The sequence below is a fragment of the Nocardioides sp. NPDC051685 genome (genome assembly GCF_044453405.1).
Classification (GTDB): Bacteria; Actinomycetota; Actinomycetes; order Propionibacteriales; family Nocardioidaceae; genus Nocardioides.
In genome coordinates, this window is sequence record NZ_JBITCR010000001.1 from 591,434 (window position 1) to 607,954 (window position 16,521).

Here is a 16,521-nt window from a genome sequence, read left to right on the forward strand (position 1 = left end):
GGTCCACTCGGCGTCAGAAATCGACCTCTCGCGATCAGAAACTGACTTCTCGGCGGGTCAGCGGGTCCAGAACGGGGCTTCCGCATCCTCTCGCACCGTCACGTTTACTCGGTTGAAGAGGTTGTGGGTGGCGATGCAGAGGATCAGGGCGGCGGTCTGCTTCTCGTCGTAGTGCTTGGTGACCTCGCGCCAGAGCTCGTCGGGCACGGCGTCCTCGGAGTCGGCGAGGCGGGTGACGGCGTCGGCCAGGGCGAGAGCCGCCTTCTCGGCCTCGCTGAAGAAGGGCGACTCACGGTAGGCCGCGAGGCCGACGATCTTCTCGATCGAGAGACCCACCTCCTCGACGCGGACGGCGTGGCCCTGGAGACAGGCCGCGCAGCCGTTGAGCGAGCTGACTCGCATGGCGATCAGCTCGGTCGTGGTCTCGGGGAGGCCGCCGTCCGCGACCGCGGCGAGGAGGTTGCCGATGCCCTTGTAGGCCTGCGGGATGACTTTTGCTGGGTTCTTCATTCGGTTGCCCATGCCATCTCGACCCGGCCGACCGGGGGGATGTGACAGATCGGGGGAAGAAAAAATCTTCGCCCGGATCGGTCACATCTGGTCTCCTTCACGTGTCGGGTCCTTAGGGGGCGACCTACCCCGAGACCCAGAGACCCGGAGGACGGACGATGCAGCAGGAGTGGCTGGTCAAGCGCTTCGAGCAGGAGCGGCAGCACTTGTACGGGGTGGCCTACCGGATGCTCGGTTCCACGTCCGAGGCCGAGGACGCCGTGCAGGACGCCTGGCTCCGGCTGAGCCGGAGCGAGACCGACGAGATCGACAACGTCGGCGCGTGGCTGACGACGGTGGTCGCACGCGTCTCGCTCAACATGCTGCGCTCACGCAAGACCCGCGGAGAACTGCCCCTTGATCTTGGGCCAATCGAGGACCGGCTGCCGGAGCCCACGGTGGTCCTCGACGACGGCACCACCCAGGACCCGGCCGAGCGCGCGGTGCTCGCCGACTCGGTCAGCCTCGCTCTCCTCGTCGTGCTCGACCAGCTCTCTCCGGACGAGCGGCTGGCCTTCGTACTCCACGATCTCTTCGCCGTGCCCTTCGACGAGATCGCGACGATGCTCGACCGCTCCTCGGACTCGACCCGACAGCTCGCGAGCCGAGCGCGACGCCGGGTCCGAGGCCGCACGTCACCGGCCGACGTCAGCGCGCAGCGCGAGGTCGTCGACGCCTTCTTCGCCGCCGCCCAGGACGGCGACCTGGACCGGCTGATCGGTGCGCTCCACCCCGACGTGGTCCTGCGGGCCGACCTCGGCTCCGGGATCACGACCTACCGGGGCGCGGCCAAGGTGGCGGGCAACGCCGTCATGTACGCCCACGCCGACCGCGTCACGCACAGTGCCCTCGTCAACGGCGCCGCCGGTGTCGCGATCACCTTCCACGGGAAGCTCTTCAGCGTCATGGCCTTCACCGTGGTCGACGGCCGGATCACCGAGATCGAGGCGTACGCCGCCCCAGCCCAGGTCGCGAAGCTCGCCGCGAGCCTGGGGCTGGAGTCAGCGCACGCCTAGGCCGCCTGGCGGCGGGGTCGGCCGCGGCCGCGCTTGTGGGTGACCACCTGGCCACGCTCGACGATCTCGCCGCCCCAGACACCCCACGGCTCGGAGCGGGCCAGGGCACCGGAGAGGCACTCGCGCATCACCGGGCAGTCGAGACAGCGATCTTTGGCCACCTCGAGGGCGGCGGGGGACTCTGAGAACCACAACGCAGAGTCGTCTCCGTGGCACGGCAGGCCGGCGGCGTACAAAGGCGGGATGATCTCCAAGGGCACCCCTCGAGAATCTGCGCCTGAGGTAGGCCCGCACATCGGGCAACTACCTTAGATCTCCCCTGAGGCCCTCCCGTTGAGGATCTCCCGAGGAGGAATCGTTTCGGACTCGTGATTCGCGTTTACACCCCTCGTCGACGCAAATCTCTCTACGATGCGAAATCGCCGCGACTCGACGCGGCGGAACCCCGAGAGGAGCAACCCGTGAAGCTCGGAAAGCAAGGAATCAGCCTTGCGCTCGTCGCGGCAGGCCTGGTGATCACACCGGTCGCCGCGGTCGCCGCGAAACCGGACCCCAGCGGTATCGACCAGCTCAAAGCCGCGGCCGACCAGACCGTCACCCTCAAGAAGGAGGGCGCCACCGGACTGCTCGGCTTCGTGTCCACCAAGGGTGACCTGCTGCCCCGCATCGCCGCCGACACCAAGTCCGAAGCGGCCGCGAAGGCGCGTGAATACCTCGACGAGTACGCGCCGGTCTTCGGCGCCACGGCCAGCCAGCTCGACCAGTCGAAGGTCAGCACGACCCCGGCCGGCTGGACGGTCGAGTTCGAGCAGGCCTACCAGGGCGTGCCGGTCTTCGGCGGCGTCCTCAAGGCCCACGTCGACAAGTCCGGCGACCTGACCTCGGTCAACGGCTTCGCCGCCCCGAACCTCGACCTCAGCACGACCCCGAAGTGGTCGAAGGAGAAGGCCAGCGCCAAGGCGCTCGAGCTGGTGAAGTCGAAGCCCGCCGAGACCCCCGTCGACAGCAAGATCGACACCACCGGCGTCGAGGTCGTCAAGGCCGACCTCAACATCTACCGCATGGGCGCCGCCCAGGGCGTGAGCGGCAAGAGCCTGCTCGCCTGGGTCATCGAGGTGTCCAACCAGTCCACCGTGCGCGAGACGCTCGTGCTCGACGCCACCAGCGGCAAGCCGGTCAACCGCTACTCGATGATCGACAACGCGACCGACCGCGAGCTGATCGAGAAGCACAACACGGGTGACACCACCGACGACGCGACCGTCTGGCGTGAGAACGACGCCTTCCCGGGAACGCTCGACCAGGACCAGGCCAAGGAGGTCGCCACCACCGGCGAGTCCTACTGGCTCTACAAGAACACCTTCGGGCGCGACTCCTACGACGGCAACGGCGCCAAGATGGTCACGGTCAACAACGACCCGGCGATCTCGTGCCCGAACGCCAACTGGAACGGCGCGACCACCAACTACTGCTCCGGGGTCACCTCCGACGACGTGGTGGCCCACGAGTGGGGTCACGCCTACACCGAATACACCTCCGGCCTGATCTACCAGTGGCAGCCGGGTGCGCTCAACGAGGCGTACTCCGACATGTGGGGCAACACGGTCGACTTCCTCAACACGCGTGAGAACACCACCGACGACGTCGACCGCACCGACGGCCACTGCTCCTCTTCGACGCGTGGGGCGATCGAGCTGACGATCAACTCCCCCGCCGACGTCGCGGGCGGCTGCCCGGCGGCCGCGGCCAACTTCGGCCCGGTCTTCCCGACCTCGGGCGTGACCTCCGACATCGTCGTGGGTCAGGACGACCCGGCCGACGGCAGCCCGACCAACGGCTGTGGCGCCTTCACCAACGCCTCCGACATCGCCGGCAAGTTCGTCTTCGTCGACCGCGGCGTCTGCGCCTTCACCACCAAGGTCGCCAACGCCACCACGGCTGGCGCCAAGGGCATCGTGATCGGCTTCCTGGAGGGCCAGCCGATCGGCTCGATCTCCGGAAACGCCGACATCTACGGGGCGACGACCGACTACGCCACCGGCCAGAAGATCAAGAACGCCACCAGCACGGTCAACATCACCATCAAGGACGCCTCGACCAGCACCAAGGACGAGTCCGTACGCTGGCTGATGGGTGAGGACTCCACCGCCTTCGGCGGCGCGATCCGCGACATGTGGAACCCGACCTGCTACGGCGACCCGGGCAAGGTCTCCGACGAGGAGTACCACTGCGACGGTGCCACCGACTCCGGCGGCGTCCACACCAACTCGGGTGTCATCAACCACCACTACGCCCTGCTCGTGGACGGTGGCTCCTACAACGACGTCAACGTGGCGGGCATCGGCCTGGACAAAGCGGCCAACCTGATCTGGCACGCCCAGACCAACTACCTGACGCCGACCTCGGGCTTCCCCGAGTACGCCCAGGCGATGGTCTCCTCCTGCGCCGACCTGATGGGTGTGACGACGCTCAAGAAGCTCACCCTGGGCACCTCGACCCCGCAGACCGGCGGCGGCGAGACTCCGGGTGGCGAGGCCGAGGCTCCGGCTCTCGACCCGATCACGGCCGACGACTGCGCGGCGGTCGGGGCGGCCAACACGGCCACCGAGCTCACCAAGGAGCCGGTCCAGTGCAACTTCGGCCCGATGCTCGACCCGAACACCCCCGCGCTCTGTGGCGAGGGCACCAACGAGGTCACCACCTACACCGAGGACTTCGAGGACGGTCTGGCCGGTTGGACCCAGGACGCCGAGGCCCAGGTCCTGGGCAACGACATCCCCTGGGAGGCCGGCAGCGACGTCGAGGGCAACGAGACCGGTCTCGCGGTCGCGCCCGACCCGAACGACGGCTCCTGTGGGTCGGCGACCGGTGACATCACCAGCCGAAACGGCCTGATCAGCCCGGCCCTCACCGTCCCCGCGGGCCTCTCGCCACGGCTGAGCTTCGACCACTCGGTGCTCACCGAGTGGGGCTACGACGGCGGCAACGTCAAGGTCTCGGTCAACGGCGGCGAGTTCAAGCTCGTCGACCAGGCCGCGTACGCCTTCAACGCACCGGGCGGCACGATGAGCCCCAAGAGCGGCTACATGGAGGGCCAGCCGGCCTGGACCGGATCGGACGGCAACAGCTTCACCGGCAAGTGGGGCACCACCATCGTGAAGCTCGACTCCGTCGCGGCCGCGGGCGACACCGTGCAGTTCCGCTTCGACTTCGGTCGCGACGGCTGTGGCGGCGCTCGGAGCTGGGCGGTCGACAACGTGAAGGTGAGCTACTGCACCGAGAAGGCGGTCCCGGAGATCTCTGCCACCTCGCCCAAGTGGGGCAAGGTCAAGGTCACCGTCGACGGCGCACGCGCGACCGGCGAGATCGTCGTCAGCGAGCACGGCATCCGCGTCGGCCGCTTCACGCTGAAGCGCGAGGAGGCGACGTTCCGGGCGCTCCGAGGCACGCACACCTACGACGTGGCCTACTCGGGTGACCGGAACAACGAGGCGGTCACCGAGACGGTGACGGTCAAGGTCAAGTAGTCACGCAGGTGGCCCCGCCGGAGATGTCGCTCCGGCGGGGCCACCCGTTCGCATCAGCCGTCGGCCAACTCCAAGACTTCATCAGCGACAAATTCGAGAGCCGCCTCCGAGAGAACACCGGACGGCATCTGATCGCCCCCGTCTGGGTCTTCGATCTCCGCAATCCATGGCTCGACCACCACCAATCTGGTGCCATCAGAGTGGACGACAGGTAGGCCCCGCTCGGACTCGGCGTCGACCGATGCCGAGCACTCGTCGGCCAATGGCCGAATATTGGACTGCTCGACGCCAGTGCGAGACGGATACTCGACCAACCACACCCGGTATTTGTATGCCGTAAGCGACTCGGCCTGACCATAAGCAGTCACCCCTTCAAAGGTGAGTTTCTTCGCACCCCCCGCAAAGACATACTCGGCCATTTCCATACCGGAGCGCCACAGCATGACGGATTCATAATCAGGATCTAGCGAATCAATGGACCCAATAACGAGCCGACATTTCTCGGCAACTTCGCGCGGAACGGTCGGCGAGCACTTTCCTCCGCCTGAAATCAACACCCTCTCGCTCTGATGAAACTGAATATCAATGTCCGCCACAGGAAGATCCGCGCTTACCGCACCCATATCGAGAGTGAAGTTCGCTGGCGACTCGACCGGAACAAAGCAGTCTCCTGGCGGTGCACCACTACTTGAATTGGACCGCCGCGAATCGTCTACGTGCGCACAACCTACAAGGCTGGTAGCCATGAGCACGACCACTAGGAGCGACCCTCGCCAAGACCTCATAAACTCCCTCCTCAAATACCGGCGATGGCGGCAGCAACCCGATTAGATGTTGTCCGCCGCCCCGTCGTGATTAGGCACCCATTAGCAATAAAGTTTCGCGTTCTTTGCAATCCGGTCGGTGACCGAGTTGGCGCAGTTGATCAGCCCGCCGCTCGATCCATCGAGGAAGGTGAAAGGTTTTGCCGAGCCAATCTGATAGCTTCCAGACTCGTTCGAGTAGCACTTCCACCGGGTCACGGATCCAGATCCAGAAAGGTGACCTCGATAGATGACCCATTTCCCTGGACGATCGAATGTCACTTCTCTAGAGTAATTGTATGTTGAAGCGACCTCACCAGACAATCCGATTCCCGTGGTTGTCCCTAGCGAGATCGATGCGATCTTCTTGATCGCCACATTGCCATCAATGGAACCACTGGTGTTGGCGTAGGCACTCACCGTCTTCGTGGTACTGGTGGTCCAAGTGAAGCGCTCAAGAGTCGAGTCGTTCTTGTAATGAGAGTCCCACCTGGTTACTCGTCCATGCTTGTAAGCAGATGCGCGATACCACGTGCTCCCTGCGTCACACACCGGCGCAACAACACCACCCTCGTCCTTCGGTGGATACGTGGTTCCAGACTCCTCCTCTCCTGATCGATAGGATCCAGCGTAGGCCTCATCAGAGATATCGGCGCCGCCGCCGGTTCCATCTTCAGCTGGCGCAACGGCCGGCGTCTCTTCCACGATGTCACCATCAGGGTCTGCCGCAATTGCCGCAGTCGACATCCCAAATGTGAGCACCACGGCAATCAAGGACGAAATCGAAACGCGCCACGAGATGCTGGAGATACTCAATGCAGTCCACCTCCTTCAGTGCGGACCCGCTGGTGCGGACCCGCTGGTGCCGATCGTGGTCGATTCGGAACCCGGTGGACAATGGACGAACTCCGACAGTTCTCCGACAGTTCGACGACAACGCGAACACGGATCCGAAACCGGCAGAAGATCTTCGCCAGCCGTGACTACATTGTCCCGGTGTACGTAAACCCCCCACCAGCATGTCAGCAGTTCAGGAGTGAGACGTGGTTGCAACTTCGGAGTCGGGATCCGCCGACCGGCAGGTCGTGTGCATCGGACTTCCGCAGAGCGTGGTCAACCGCATCGCGGGCGTTCTGGGCGACGACGTTCTCCTCACTGACGTCGCCGACTCTGATCGGGCCGTGGCGACGTTGACTGCGATGAAATTACAGGGGACATCCGCGGTCCCGGCACCCACTCGCTTCGAGGCGGCAACCCTAACGGTCCAACTGGACCGCCCCGGCCGACGCGCACTGCACGGCGGGCGTGACCTCAGGCTCAGTCCGCGGGAGTTCGACCTGCTCACTATGCTCCTCGACCAGCCCGGCCGCGCCTGGTCGTACGACGACTTGTGCAGCAAGGTCTGGTGCCAGCCATACCTCGGCGACCCCGACACGATCGCCACCGCGATCCGACGCCTGCGCAAGCGACTGGGACCCGTGTCATCGGTCGAGATCACGGCACTGCGAGGCTTCGGCTACCGACTCGACATTCTGAACGAGTCCGATGACATCGCGTCCTAGGTCCGCGCCACGCCTACAGGTAGAGCAGGGCGTACGTCGCGACGTGGCAGAACGCGAAGAGCGCGGGCGCCCACACCTCGACGTTGCTCATCGGCAGGTAGCGCGAGCTGTCGCGGCCGAGGCCGACGGCCGACCACTCCGCGACACCGGGCGCCGCGGGGAGCTGCTTCTCGAGGTGGGAGATGACGGAGTACTTCCCGCTCGCCATCTGCCGGTAGGAGCGGATGATCCAGAACCAACCGAGGCAGGAGCCGAGGGCGGCGATCAGCGCGACCGTGAACAGCCAGGGGCGTTCGGGGGCACTGACCAGGAGCGCCGTTCCCGCGACCAGGACCCCGACGTTGAGGATCAGGAAGAACGCGCTGGTGATCGTGCGTCGCACGCTGAGCCGCTCGGCCTCGGCGACGTAGAGCTTGTACTGGTCGAAGAGGACCGCGCGGTCACCGCTGGAGAGCACGTCGGGAGGCAGCACCCACAGGCCCTCGGCGAGCGCCGACGGGTTCGGCTGGTTGGCGGTCACATAGCTGCGCACCGCGGTCCGGGACTCGGCTCCGGGAATCAACTGGTTCTCCATAGTGCGTAGTTGTCTACCGGTCCCGGCGGGTGATGTCCATACGACATTCGTCACCGTGGCGCAGGTGTGACCGAGGTGTTCACCAGAGGCCGTCCTAGGTCAGGGCACGCAGCGTCGCGGCCGCCTCGTCGACGCATGCAGGAAGGTCGAGCTCGGTGGCACCGGACACCCACCTGGAGAAAGCCGTCTGGAAGACCGCGACGCCGCTGTAGGCGGCCATCGCGGCGGTCGGCTCGCCGATGCCACGCTCGGTGAGCGCGGCCTGCGCCGCGGCCGTCATGGCGGCCATCTTGAGCAGCTCGCGCTCCTGGAGGGCCGGGGTCGCCTCGACGATCCGGGCGCGCTGGGCGGCCTGCGGGCGGGTGCGCGCCTCGGCGAGACCGACTGCCGCCTCGCGTACGCCGTCGAGCACCATCTGCAGCGGGGTCGTCTGCTCGTCGGCGGCCGCGATCGCCTTGACGACCGCCTCGTCGAGCGGGCTCGGGTTGGCGAAGAGCACCTCGCGCTTGTCGGCGAAGTGGCGGAAGAAGGTGCGCTCGGTGACGCCGGCTCGGGCGGCGATGTCGCCGGCGGTCGTCCGGTCGTAGCCCTTCTCGGCGAACAGCTCGAGGGCAGCCGTCAGCATCCGGCCACGCGCGTCGGGCTCCCATCTCGCCATGGGCCCATACTAGCGTGATGTCAGTTCATGACATCACCTGCTATCGTTGATGTCAGTAACTGACATAGGAGGAAGCATGACGAACATCTTCATCACCGGAGCCTCGGGCTGGATCGGCTCAGCCGTCACCGACGAGCTGCTCGCGAACGGATACTCCGTCACCGGCCTGGCCCGCTCCGACGAGAGCGCCGCCGCCCTCCAGGCGAAGGGCGCCGAGGTCCACCGCGGCTCGCTCGACGACCCCGACACGCTCGCCACCGCCGCCAAGGCGGCCGACGGCGTGATCCACCTGGCCTTCAAGCACGACTTCAGCGACTACTCCGGCGCCGGCCACACCGAGCACGCGACGGTCGAGGCGATGCTCACCGCGATCGAGGGCACCGGCAAGCCCTTCCTGCTCGCCTCAGGGCTGGTCGGCGAGGTCACCGGGCGGCCGTTCACCGAGGACGACCCCAACCCCAACCACGGCCCCGACTCGATGCGCGGCGGCAGCGAGAACCTCGCCCTCGGCTACGCCGAGCGAGGCGTACGTCCCGTGGCGCTCCGCTTCGCGGCCTCGGTCCACGGCGAGGGCGGCGACCACGGCTTCGTCGCTGTCCTGTCGTCGATCGCCAGGCAGCACGGCGTCTCCGGCTACATCGGCGACGGTCAGAACCGGTGGCCGGCCGTGCACCGCACCGACGCGGCTCGCATGGTCCGGCTCGCACTGGAGAAGGCCCCCGCGGGCTTCCGCGCCCACGCGGCGGCCGAGGACGGCATTCCCACCCGCGAGATCGCCGAGGCGATCGGCCGCCGACTCGAGCTGCCCACGGCCTCGATCGATCCGGCGGACGCCGAAGCCCACTTCGGCTGGCTCGGGAACTTCTTCGGGTTCGACGCCTGGGCGAGCTCCGAGCAGACCCGTCGACTGCTCGACTGGGAGCCGCAAGGACCGACCCTTCTGGACGACATCCGGTCAGGCGCCTACGACGCCTGACGGATACGACGGGACGTTCTTGTCGGTTACCAGCGGGTAGACCGACAAGAACGTCCCGTCGTACCGGCTAGACGGCCTTGCCGACGGAGGCAGCGCCGGCCGCCTCGAACTCCTTCAGCAGGCGGCGGCGGGTGCGGGAGTCGCCGCGGACCGCCTTCACCAGCTTGACGACCTGCTTGGGCGCGTTGCGGACGTTGGTGGACTCGAGGAAGGCGTTGGGCAGCGAGAGACGCAGCACCTTGTGCCACGCGGAAGCGACCTGCTGCGGCATCGGCGCGGTGTGGTAGTTGAGGTCGTACTTGTCGAAGAGCGCACGGACCTTCGGAGCGATCTCGGCGTAGCGGTTCGACGGCAGGTCCGGGAAGATGTGGTGCTCGATCTGGTGGGACAGGTTGCCGGTCATCACGTGCAGGAACTTCGAGCCCGAGATGTTGGCCGAGCCGAGCATCTGCCGGACGTACCACTCACCGCGGGTCTCGTTCTCCGGGATGTCCTTCAGCTCGAAGGTCTCCACGCCCTCGGGGAAGTGACCGCACATGATCACCGAGTGGGTCCAGACGTTGCGGGTGAAGTTGGCGATCACGTTGGCCAGCAGCGTGGTCGGGCCCGACAGGGTGACCATCGAGACGAGCGGGTGAGCGACGTAGTCCTTGAACGCCTGGCGACGGACCTTGGCGAGCGTACGCTTCGCCGCCATCTGCCACTCGGCGGACGGGCGGCGACCCTTCTTCTTCTGCCGGATCACCCGACCGAGCTCGAGGTCGTACATCGCGATGCCGTACTCGAAGATGCACATGTTGATGAAGTTCATCGCGGGCTGGAACAGGCTCGCCGGCGTCCAGCGCTGCTCCTCGTCGACGCGCATGATGCCCCAGCCGAGGTCGTTGTCCTTGCCCACGATGTTCGTGTAGCTGTGGTGGAGCTCGTTGTGGCTGTGCTTCCAGCCCTCGCTCGTGGAGGCGTTGTCCCACTCCCACACCGTGGAGTGGATCTTCGGGTCACGCATCCAGTCCCACTGGCCGTGCATGATGTTGTGGCCGATCTCCATGTTGTCCAGGATCTTGGCGATCGAGAGACCGACCGTGCCGACGAGGAACGCCGGCGGGAAGATGCTCCCGAGCAGGACGGCGCGGGAGCCGAGCTCCAGCGAGCGCTGGACCTTGATCACCTTGCGGATGTACGCGGCGTCGCGCTCTCCGCGGGTGTCGATGACCTCTTGACGGATGGCGTCGAGCTCGCGGCCGAGCTGCTCGATGTCGTCGCGGGTCAGGTGGGCGATCGGGCCGGTGTAGGCAGGGGCTTCAGGTGCGATGGTCATGTCTGTCTCACTTCTCGTGGGATCGTGGGGGGAGGTGCCTAGGAGGCAGGGTGGTCGATGACGCACTCGCCGGCGGCGGCAGAGATGCAGGTCTGGATCGGTACCCCTTCGGGCCCGGTCTCACCCGGTCGGGCGATGGTGAGCTCGCCGTTGCGGAGGTCGCGGACGGCGCCCTCCTTCATCGGGAGCACGCAGCCGAAGCAGATGCCCATACGGCAACCGCTCGGCATGAGGACGCCGGCCTCTTCGGCGGCGTCGAGGATCGGCTTGTCACCAGGTGCCTCGACGGTCTTGCCGGTGAAGGTGAGCGTGCCGCCCTCGCCGGTGACGACCGTAGCCAGGCGGAATTGCTCGGTCTGGAGCGGCAGGCCCTCGGCGTCGTACCAGGCCTGGAGGCTGTCCAGGAGCCCGGCCGGCCCGCAGGCGTACGCCTTCCGCTCCTTGAGGTCGGGGACGAGCTCGGTCAGGGTGTCGATGTCGAGGCGGCCCTCGGAGCCGGTGTAGCGGGTGACGAGGCGGATCGCGCCGGCCTCGTGGAGGGACTCGAGGTTGCGGATGAAGATCGAGTCGGGGCGGCTCGGCGCGAGGTGGACGACGGTGACGTCGAGGCGCTGGTGCTCGACGACACCCTCGTCGGTGACCGGGAAGAGGTTGCGCAGCATCCCGATGACCGGGGTCACGCCGGAGCCGGCGGTGACCATCAGGAACTTGTGGCCGCGCAGGTCGCTGGGCAGCACGAAGTCGCCGGCGGCCTGCTCGAGGTGGACGATCTTGCCCGGGTGCAGGCGACGGACGAGGTGGTTGGAGACCTTGCCGTCGGGAACGGCCTTGACGGTGATCGAGATGAGGCCGTCCTTGCGGGGGCCGTGGGTCAGGGAGTAGGCCCGCCAGTGGCGTACGCCGTTGACATCGACGCCCACACGGACGTACTGACCGGGGGTGTGACCGTTCCAGTCGGCGCCCGGCTTGATCTCGATGGTGGCCGCGTCGGCGGTCTCCGGAGTGACCTTGACGATGCGTCCTCGCAGGTCAGCGCCCGGTCGGAGCGGATTGAACATATCCAGGTAGTCGGCCGGCGCCAGCGGCGTGGCGATCCTCTCGGCAACCCCCCACGCCTTGCGCGAGAGCCGCGCCCGCCATGCGGGTCGCCTGGCCTCGCCCGGGGCGAACAGGGCGGGGGATGTGGAGATCTCAACCATGTCTCCATAGTGCTACTTGATCGAGGTAAACTCCTGTGTCAGCGACGTGAATCTGATAGGCGGTTTTATACATGGCGAACAAAAGTTCCCGGGATGTACCCGCTCTTTCGTCCTATGACGTCCACCTGACGCCCGAGATCGTCGCCTCGATCCGCGAGGTGCTCCCCCAGGTCGGCGAGGACGTGGTCGCTGCGGTCATCGCCGAGGTGCCTCCCTATCAGGACGCGCTCTCGGGACACATGGGCGAGACGATCCGCACCGCCGTGCAGGTGGCCCTCGGCGGGTTCCTCTCGCTGGCCTCCGGCGACGGCCTGCCCGCCGACATGGCGACCGCGACCCCGCCAGCACTCCAAGGGGCCTACGACCTGGGTCGCGGCGAGGCCAGGAGCGGGCGTACGACCGAGGCACTGCTGGCCGCCTACCGCATCGGCGCCCGGGTCGCCTGGCGCAAGCTCGCCAGCAAGGCGGTCGAGGGCGGCATGGCACCGGCGATGCTCGTGGAGTTCTCCGCGCTGGTCTTCGCATGGATCGACGAGATCTCGGAGGCCTCGGCCGCCGGGCACGCCGAGGAGCGTGCCACCACCGGACGCGTGCAGCGTCAGCTGCGTGAACGGCTGGCCCGCAAGCTGCTGGCCGAGGCGACCCCTGAGGAGCTCGACGACGCCGCGGTGCGGGCGGAGTGGACCCCGCCGAGCACGCTCACCGCGGTGCTCGTGCCGAACTCCCAGGCCGGCACCATCCTCGCCAAGGTCAACCAGTCCACGCTGGTGTACGACGACCTGCGCGACCTGCACGATCACACCCTGCTGCTCGTCCCCGATGCCCACGGCCACCGGCGTCGGCCGCTGATGAAGGCACTGGAGGGCCGCCGCTCGGTCGTCGGCCCGGCCAAGCCCTGGCGCGAGGCCCGGATCTCCTACGAACGTGCGCGGCGTGCCCACTTCGCCGGCCTCGGCTCCGACACCGAGCAGCACCTCGTCGAGCTCGTCCTCTCTGCCGACGCCGACGCGCGCGAGGACCTCCGCGCCCAGGTCCTCGCCCCGCTGGCCGACCTGCGCCCCGCCACCGCCGAGAAGCTCACCGAGACCCTCCGCTCCTGGCTCCTCCACCAGGGCCGCCGCGACGAGGTCGCTGCCGAGCTCTTCATCCATCCCCAGACCGTTCGCTATCGGATGGGACAGCTGCGCGACGTCTACGGCGACCGTCTCGACGACCCCGCGACCCTCCTCGCCCTCACGGTCGCGCTGGGTTGATCGGCACGGTCAGGATTCGCTGTCCCGCGGGTCCTCGCCCACGAGGCCGTCGATGGACTCGCGGATGAGATCCGCGTGGCCCGTGTGGCGGGCGTACTCCTCGATCATGTCGGCGACGTAGCGGCGGGCGTTGGCCTCGACGCCCCACTCGGCGTTGGTCGCCAGCGTGTCCATCCCGTCCCTGCCGAGGGCGTCGGCGATCGATCGGCGCGACCTGGCGACCGCGCCCTCCCACAGGGCCATCAGCCCGTCGGCCGTGTCCTCGGCCTCGGTCTTCCAGTCCCAGCCCTCCTCACCCGGGCCGTAGGCCGCCCAGACGTCCGGGTAGCCGTTGTCGGCGAGGACCGCGGTGAAGTAGTGGTCCTCGCAGAACGCGAGGTGCTTGAGGAGCCAGCCGAGGGTGATCCGGGACGGCTCGAGCCGCTGGCGCAGCTGCTCGTCCGTCAGCCCGCCGCACTTCCAGGCGAACGTACGCCGGATCCGGTCGAGCGTGCTGACCAGGGTTCCGGTCTCGTCCATGACCGGGGTCATCTCGAGCGGCTCGGTGGGGTCGATGATCGTCATGCCGCTCACGCTAGGCCGGGTTCCGGACGTACGCCTTCCGCTATTGGGCATGAACGCGTGGCGAACGGGGTACCGGGTCAGTCATGACTGACGCCACTGCATATCGGTCCATGACCGCGACGCCGCTGCAGACCGCAGCGACCGTCGTGGGCGGGGCCTTCCTGCTCGTCGGGGTCCTCGGGTTCATCCCCGGGATCACCACCGACTACGACTCGATGACCTTCGCCGGCCACGAGTCCAACGCCCAGCTCCTCGGCATCTTCCAGGTGTCGATCCTGCACAACATCGTGCATCTCCTGTTCGGGATCGCCGGCCTCGTGCTGGCCACCACGTGGAACGGAGCCCGCGCCTTCCTGATCGGCGGAGGGGCGATCTACCTCGTGCTGTGGATCTACGGCCTCGTCATCGACTACGAGAGCGCCGCGAACTTCGTGCCGCTCGACGACGCCGACAACTGGCTCCACCTGGTTCTCGGCGCCGGCATGATCGTGCTCGGCCTGGCGCTGGGACGTACGCCGCGCGCTGGAAGTCACCTGGCACCCTGACCGCCCCGGTCAAGGGAAGGCGCTCGCGGGCCCGCCCGGACGTCGCCGGAGAGGACGTACGTGATGGAACGCACGAGCGTGTGGCTGGCCACGGCAGAGATGCCGCGGTCAGCCGCCCTGGACACGGATCTCGAGGTCGATGTCGCCGTGGTGGGTGGTGGCATCGTCGGGTTGACCACCGCGCTGCTCGCGCAGCGACGCGGCCTGCGGGTCGCCGTGCTGGAGGCGGCGACGGTCGGGGCAGGCACCACGGGGTACACCACCGGCAAGGTGACCGCGCAGCACGGGCTGATCTACGCCGATCTGGTCGAACGACACGGAGACGACAGCGCGCGCCGCTACGCGGACGCGCAGACGGCGGGGGTCGAGCAGGTCGCCGAGCTCGCTTCGGAGCTGGGGATCGAGTGTGACCTGACCCGTGCCCCGGCGCTCACCTACACCCGGTTGCCGGAGCAGCGGTCGCGGATCGAGGAGGAGGTCAGGACCGCAGCTCGGCTCGGGTTGCCGGCACGGCTGACCGACCGGACCGACCTGCCCTTCGATGTCGAGGCGGCGGTCGTGTTCGACGACCAGATCCACTTCCACCCCGGCAGGTACCTGGCAGGCCTTGCCACCGCGTTCACCGCGGCCGGAGGGCCGATCTTCGAGGGCACCCGGGTCACCACCATCGACGAGAGGCGTCACCGCACCGTCGAGCTCACCACTCCCAACGGGACCGTGGTCGCCCGCCAGGTGGTCGTGGCCACGCTGCTCCCGCCCGGGCTGCTCGGCGGTTACTTCGCGCGGACCAGACCGTCGCGCTCGTACGGGTTGGCGGTCCGTCTGCACGGCGCGGCCCCGTCGAGCATGGCGATCAGCATCGACGCCCCCACCCGCTCGACCCGGCCGTGGCTGGGCCCCGGCCAGAACGGACTGATCGTGGCCGGCAACGGCCACGAGACCGGCGCGGAGTCCGACACCGAGGCGCTGTACGCGGACCTCGAGAGCTGGACCCGCAGCACCTTCGACGTCGAGGCGATCGACTACCGGTGGTCCTCCCAGGACTACCTCACCCCCGATCGGGTCCCCTACGTCGGCCACTCACCGAGGAGCGAGCAGGTCCTGGTTGCCACCGGCTTCCAGAAGTGGGGCCTGAGCAGCGGAACCGCGGCCGCCATGATGCTGGCCGACCTTCTCGCCGGCGACGACAACCTGTGGCTCCCGACGTTCGATGCCGGCCGTATCGGCGGCATCCGGACCATCGGCCGCCTCATCAAGGACAACCTGAAGGTGGGCCAGGAGCTCGTCGCGGGCCGTCGCCACGACCCCGACGCCCGCCCGGTCGCCGAGCTGCGCCCGGGCGAGGGCGGGCTCGTCGACATCGGCGGTCACACCGTCGGCGGCTATCGCGACCCGGCGGGCACCCTGCACACCGTGCGCCCCAGGTGCAGCCATCTCGGTTGCCCGCTGCACTGGAACCCCGCCGAGACCAGCTGGGACTGCACCTGCCACGGCTCCCGGTTCGGTCCTGACGGCTCCGTCCTCGACGGACCCGCCGTCAGACCGCTCGGACGGCCGGCCACGGACAAACGCGGTTGACCTCAACCCGGCTTGAGCACCGATGCTGAGGGCATGAGGTTCACCGACACCCAGCTCCGCTACCTCCGCACCCAGTTCCTGGGCAGGCTCGCGACCATGGCCCCCGACGGCGGCCTGCAGAACAACCCCGTCGGGTTCAAGATCGACGAGGAGCACCGGATCCTGATCGGCGGCCATCAGATGGGCAGGTCGCGGAAGTTCCGGAACGCCCAGAAGCATCCCCAGGTGGCCTTCGTGGTCGACGACCTCGAGTCCACCAACCCGTGGAAGCCCCGGATGGTCGAGATCCGTGGAACGGCCGAGACCCTCACGGACGTGGACCCGCCGATGCGGGGGATGTCGCGCGAGATCATCCGGATCACCCCGGACTGGATCAGGGACTACGGTCTCGGCGACTGA

General features: G+C 67.6%; 17 protein-coding genes. 8 read left to right on the plus strand and 9 right to left on the minus strand.

Annotation, left to right across the window (positions count from 1 at the left end; all coding sequences use genetic code 11):
* Positions 1 to 57: 57 nt before the first annotated feature.
* Positions 58 to 510 (minus strand): carboxymuconolactone decarboxylase family protein, encoded by a 453-nt coding sequence (locus tag ACIA03_RS02925; RefSeq protein ID WP_396979062.1) that lies wholly within the window; start codon positions 508 to 510, stop codon positions 58 to 60.
* Between the two features lie 158 nt (positions 511 to 668).
* Between ACIA03_RS02925 and ACIA03_RS02930 the strand changes: the two genes are divergently transcribed.
* Positions 669 to 1,565, plus strand: coding sequence for a sigma-70 family RNA polymerase sigma factor (locus ACIA03_RS02930; protein WP_396979064.1), 897 nt, complete (start codon positions 669 to 671; stop codon positions 1,563 to 1,565).
* Here ACIA03_RS02930 and ACIA03_RS02935 read toward each other — a convergent pair.
* A complete protein-coding gene (locus ACIA03_RS02935) occupies positions 1,562 to 1,825 on the minus strand; it encodes a WhiB family transcriptional regulator (RefSeq protein ID WP_292649912.1) in 264 nt (87 codons plus the stop codon). The genes ACIA03_RS02930 and ACIA03_RS02935 overlap by 4 nt on opposite strands.
* Before the next feature lie 201 nt (positions 1,826 to 2,026).
* On the opposite strand from ACIA03_RS02935, the gene ACIA03_RS02940 reads away from it, so the two are divergent.
* On the plus strand, positions 2,027 to 5,092 hold the full coding sequence (locus ACIA03_RS02940; protein WP_396979067.1) for a M4 family metallopeptidase: 3,066 nt from the start codon (positions 2,027 to 2,029) through the stop codon (positions 5,090 to 5,092).
* A gap of 53 nt (positions 5,093 to 5,145) precedes the next feature.
* On the opposite strand, the gene ACIA03_RS02945 is transcribed toward ACIA03_RS02940, so the two are convergent.
* Positions 5,146 to 5,715, minus strand: coding sequence for a hypothetical protein (locus ACIA03_RS02945; protein WP_396979069.1), 570 nt, complete (start codon positions 5,713 to 5,715; stop codon positions 5,146 to 5,148).
* Between the two features lie 243 nt (positions 5,716 to 5,958).
* Complete coding sequence (locus ACIA03_RS02950) at positions 5,959 to 6,711, minus strand: hypothetical protein (RefSeq protein WP_396979071.1); 753 nt, start codon at positions 6,709 to 6,711, stop codon at positions 5,959 to 5,961.
* Between the two features lie 293 nt (positions 6,712 to 7,004).
* Between ACIA03_RS02950 and ACIA03_RS02955 the strand changes: the two genes are divergently transcribed.
* Positions 7,005 to 7,457: a winged helix-turn-helix domain-containing protein gene (locus tag ACIA03_RS02955; protein ID WP_396979073.1), complete on the plus strand. Its 453-nt coding sequence runs from the start codon at positions 7,005 to 7,007 to the stop codon at positions 7,455 to 7,457.
* Between the two features lie 13 nt (positions 7,458 to 7,470).
* Here the strand turns inward: ACIA03_RS02955 and ACIA03_RS02960 are convergent, their stop codons facing one another.
* Together ACIA03_RS02960 and ACIA03_RS02965 are read right to left on the minus strand one after the other, a co-directional pair.
* Complete coding sequence (locus ACIA03_RS02960; protein ID WP_396979075.1) at positions 7,471 to 8,031, minus strand: hypothetical protein; 561 nt, start codon at positions 8,029 to 8,031, stop codon at positions 7,471 to 7,473.
* A gap of 94 nt (positions 8,032 to 8,125) precedes the next feature.
* Complete coding sequence (locus tag ACIA03_RS02965; protein WP_396979077.1) at positions 8,126 to 8,689, minus strand: helix-turn-helix domain-containing protein; 564 nt, start codon at positions 8,687 to 8,689, stop codon at positions 8,126 to 8,128.
* Positions 8,690 to 8,765: 76 nt separating this feature from the next.
* Between ACIA03_RS02965 and ACIA03_RS02970 the strand changes: the two genes are divergently transcribed.
* Complete coding sequence (locus tag ACIA03_RS02970) at positions 8,766 to 9,665, plus strand: SDR family oxidoreductase (RefSeq protein WP_396979079.1); 900 nt, start codon at positions 8,766 to 8,768, stop codon at positions 9,663 to 9,665.
* A 67-nt stretch (positions 9,666 to 9,732) separates the two neighbouring features.
* Here the strand turns inward: ACIA03_RS02970 and ACIA03_RS02975 are convergent, their stop codons facing one another.
* Both ACIA03_RS02975 and ACIA03_RS02980 read right to left on the minus strand, forming a co-directional pair.
* Complete coding sequence (locus ACIA03_RS02975; RefSeq protein WP_396979081.1) at positions 9,733 to 10,983, minus strand: fatty acid desaturase family protein; 1,251 nt, start codon at positions 10,981 to 10,983, stop codon at positions 9,733 to 9,735.
* 38 nt (positions 10,984 to 11,021) lie between these two features.
* On the minus strand, positions 11,022 to 12,182 hold the full coding sequence (locus ACIA03_RS02980; protein WP_396979083.1) for a ferredoxin reductase: 1,161 nt from the start codon (positions 12,180 to 12,182) through the stop codon (positions 11,022 to 11,024).
* A 71-nt stretch (positions 12,183 to 12,253) separates the two neighbouring features.
* On the opposite strand from ACIA03_RS02980, the gene ACIA03_RS02985 reads away from it, so the two are divergent.
* Positions 12,254 to 13,435 (plus strand): PucR family transcriptional regulator, encoded by a 1,182-nt coding sequence (locus tag ACIA03_RS02985; protein ID WP_396979085.1) that lies wholly within the window; start codon positions 12,254 to 12,256, stop codon positions 13,433 to 13,435.
* Between the two features lie 9 nt (positions 13,436 to 13,444).
* Here the strand turns inward: ACIA03_RS02985 and ACIA03_RS02990 are convergent, their stop codons facing one another.
* Complete coding sequence (locus tag ACIA03_RS02990; protein WP_396979087.1) at positions 13,445 to 13,999, minus strand: DinB family protein; 555 nt, start codon at positions 13,997 to 13,999, stop codon at positions 13,445 to 13,447.
* Between the two features lie 83 nt (positions 14,000 to 14,082).
* On the opposite strand from ACIA03_RS02990, the gene ACIA03_RS02995 reads away from it, so the two are divergent.
* The 3 genes from ACIA03_RS02995 (at position 14,083) to ACIA03_RS03005 (ending at position 16,521) form a co-directional block, all read left to right on the plus strand.
* Complete coding sequence (locus ACIA03_RS02995) at positions 14,083 to 14,544, plus strand: DUF4383 domain-containing protein (RefSeq protein WP_396979089.1); 462 nt, start codon at positions 14,083 to 14,085, stop codon at positions 14,542 to 14,544.
* A gap of 63 nt (positions 14,545 to 14,607) precedes the next feature.
* Positions 14,608 to 16,122: an FAD-dependent oxidoreductase gene (locus tag ACIA03_RS03000; RefSeq protein WP_396979091.1), complete on the plus strand. Its 1,515-nt coding sequence runs from the start codon at positions 14,608 to 14,610 to the stop codon at positions 16,120 to 16,122.
* A gap of 33 nt (positions 16,123 to 16,155) precedes the next feature.
* Entirely contained in the window at positions 16,156 to 16,521 is a 366-nt protein-coding gene (locus tag ACIA03_RS03005; protein WP_396979093.1) for a PPOX class F420-dependent oxidoreductase, read from the plus strand.

Coding starts and splice junctions, on each gene's coding strand:
- ACIA03_RS02965 (WP_396979077.1), bottom strand. CDS start 8,689: ATGGCGAGATGGGAGCCCGACGCGCGTGGCCGGATGCTGACGGCTGCC.
- ACIA03_RS02930 (WP_396979064.1), top strand. CDS start 669: ATGCAGCAGGAGTGGCTGGTCAAGCGCTTCGAGCAGGAGCGGCAGCAC.
- ACIA03_RS02995 (WP_396979089.1), top strand. CDS start 14,083: ATGACTGACGCCACTGCATATCGGTCCATGACCGCGACGCCGCTGCAG.
- ACIA03_RS02990 (WP_396979087.1), bottom strand. CDS start 13,999: ATGACGATCATCGACCCCACCGAGCCGCTCGAGATGACCCCGGTCATG.
- ACIA03_RS02960 (WP_396979075.1), bottom strand. CDS start 8,031: ATGGAGAACCAGTTGATTCCCGGAGCCGAGTCCCGGACCGCGGTGCGC.
- ACIA03_RS02985 (WP_396979085.1), top strand. CDS start 12,254: ATGGCGAACAAAAGTTCCCGGGATGTACCCGCTCTTTCGTCCTATGAC.
- ACIA03_RS03005 (WP_396979093.1), top strand. CDS start 16,156: ATGAGGTTCACCGACACCCAGCTCCGCTACCTCCGCACCCAGTTCCTG.
- ACIA03_RS02975 (WP_396979081.1), bottom strand. CDS start 10,983: ATGACCATCGCACCTGAAGCCCCTGCCTACACCGGCCCGATCGCCCAC.
- ACIA03_RS02970 (WP_396979079.1), top strand. CDS start 8,766: ATGACGAACATCTTCATCACCGGAGCCTCGGGCTGGATCGGCTCAGCC.
- ACIA03_RS02980 (WP_396979083.1), bottom strand. CDS start 12,182: ATGGTTGAGATCTCCACATCCCCCGCCCTGTTCGCCCCGGGCGAGGCC.
- ACIA03_RS02945 (WP_396979069.1), bottom strand. CDS start 5,715: ATGGGTGCGGTAAGCGCGGATCTTCCTGTGGCGGACATTGATATTCAG.
- ACIA03_RS02925 (WP_396979062.1), bottom strand. CDS start 510: ATGAAGAACCCAGCAAAAGTCATCCCGCAGGCCTACAAGGGCATCGGC.
- ACIA03_RS03000 (WP_396979091.1), top strand. CDS start 14,608: ATGGAACGCACGAGCGTGTGGCTGGCCACGGCAGAGATGCCGCGGTCA.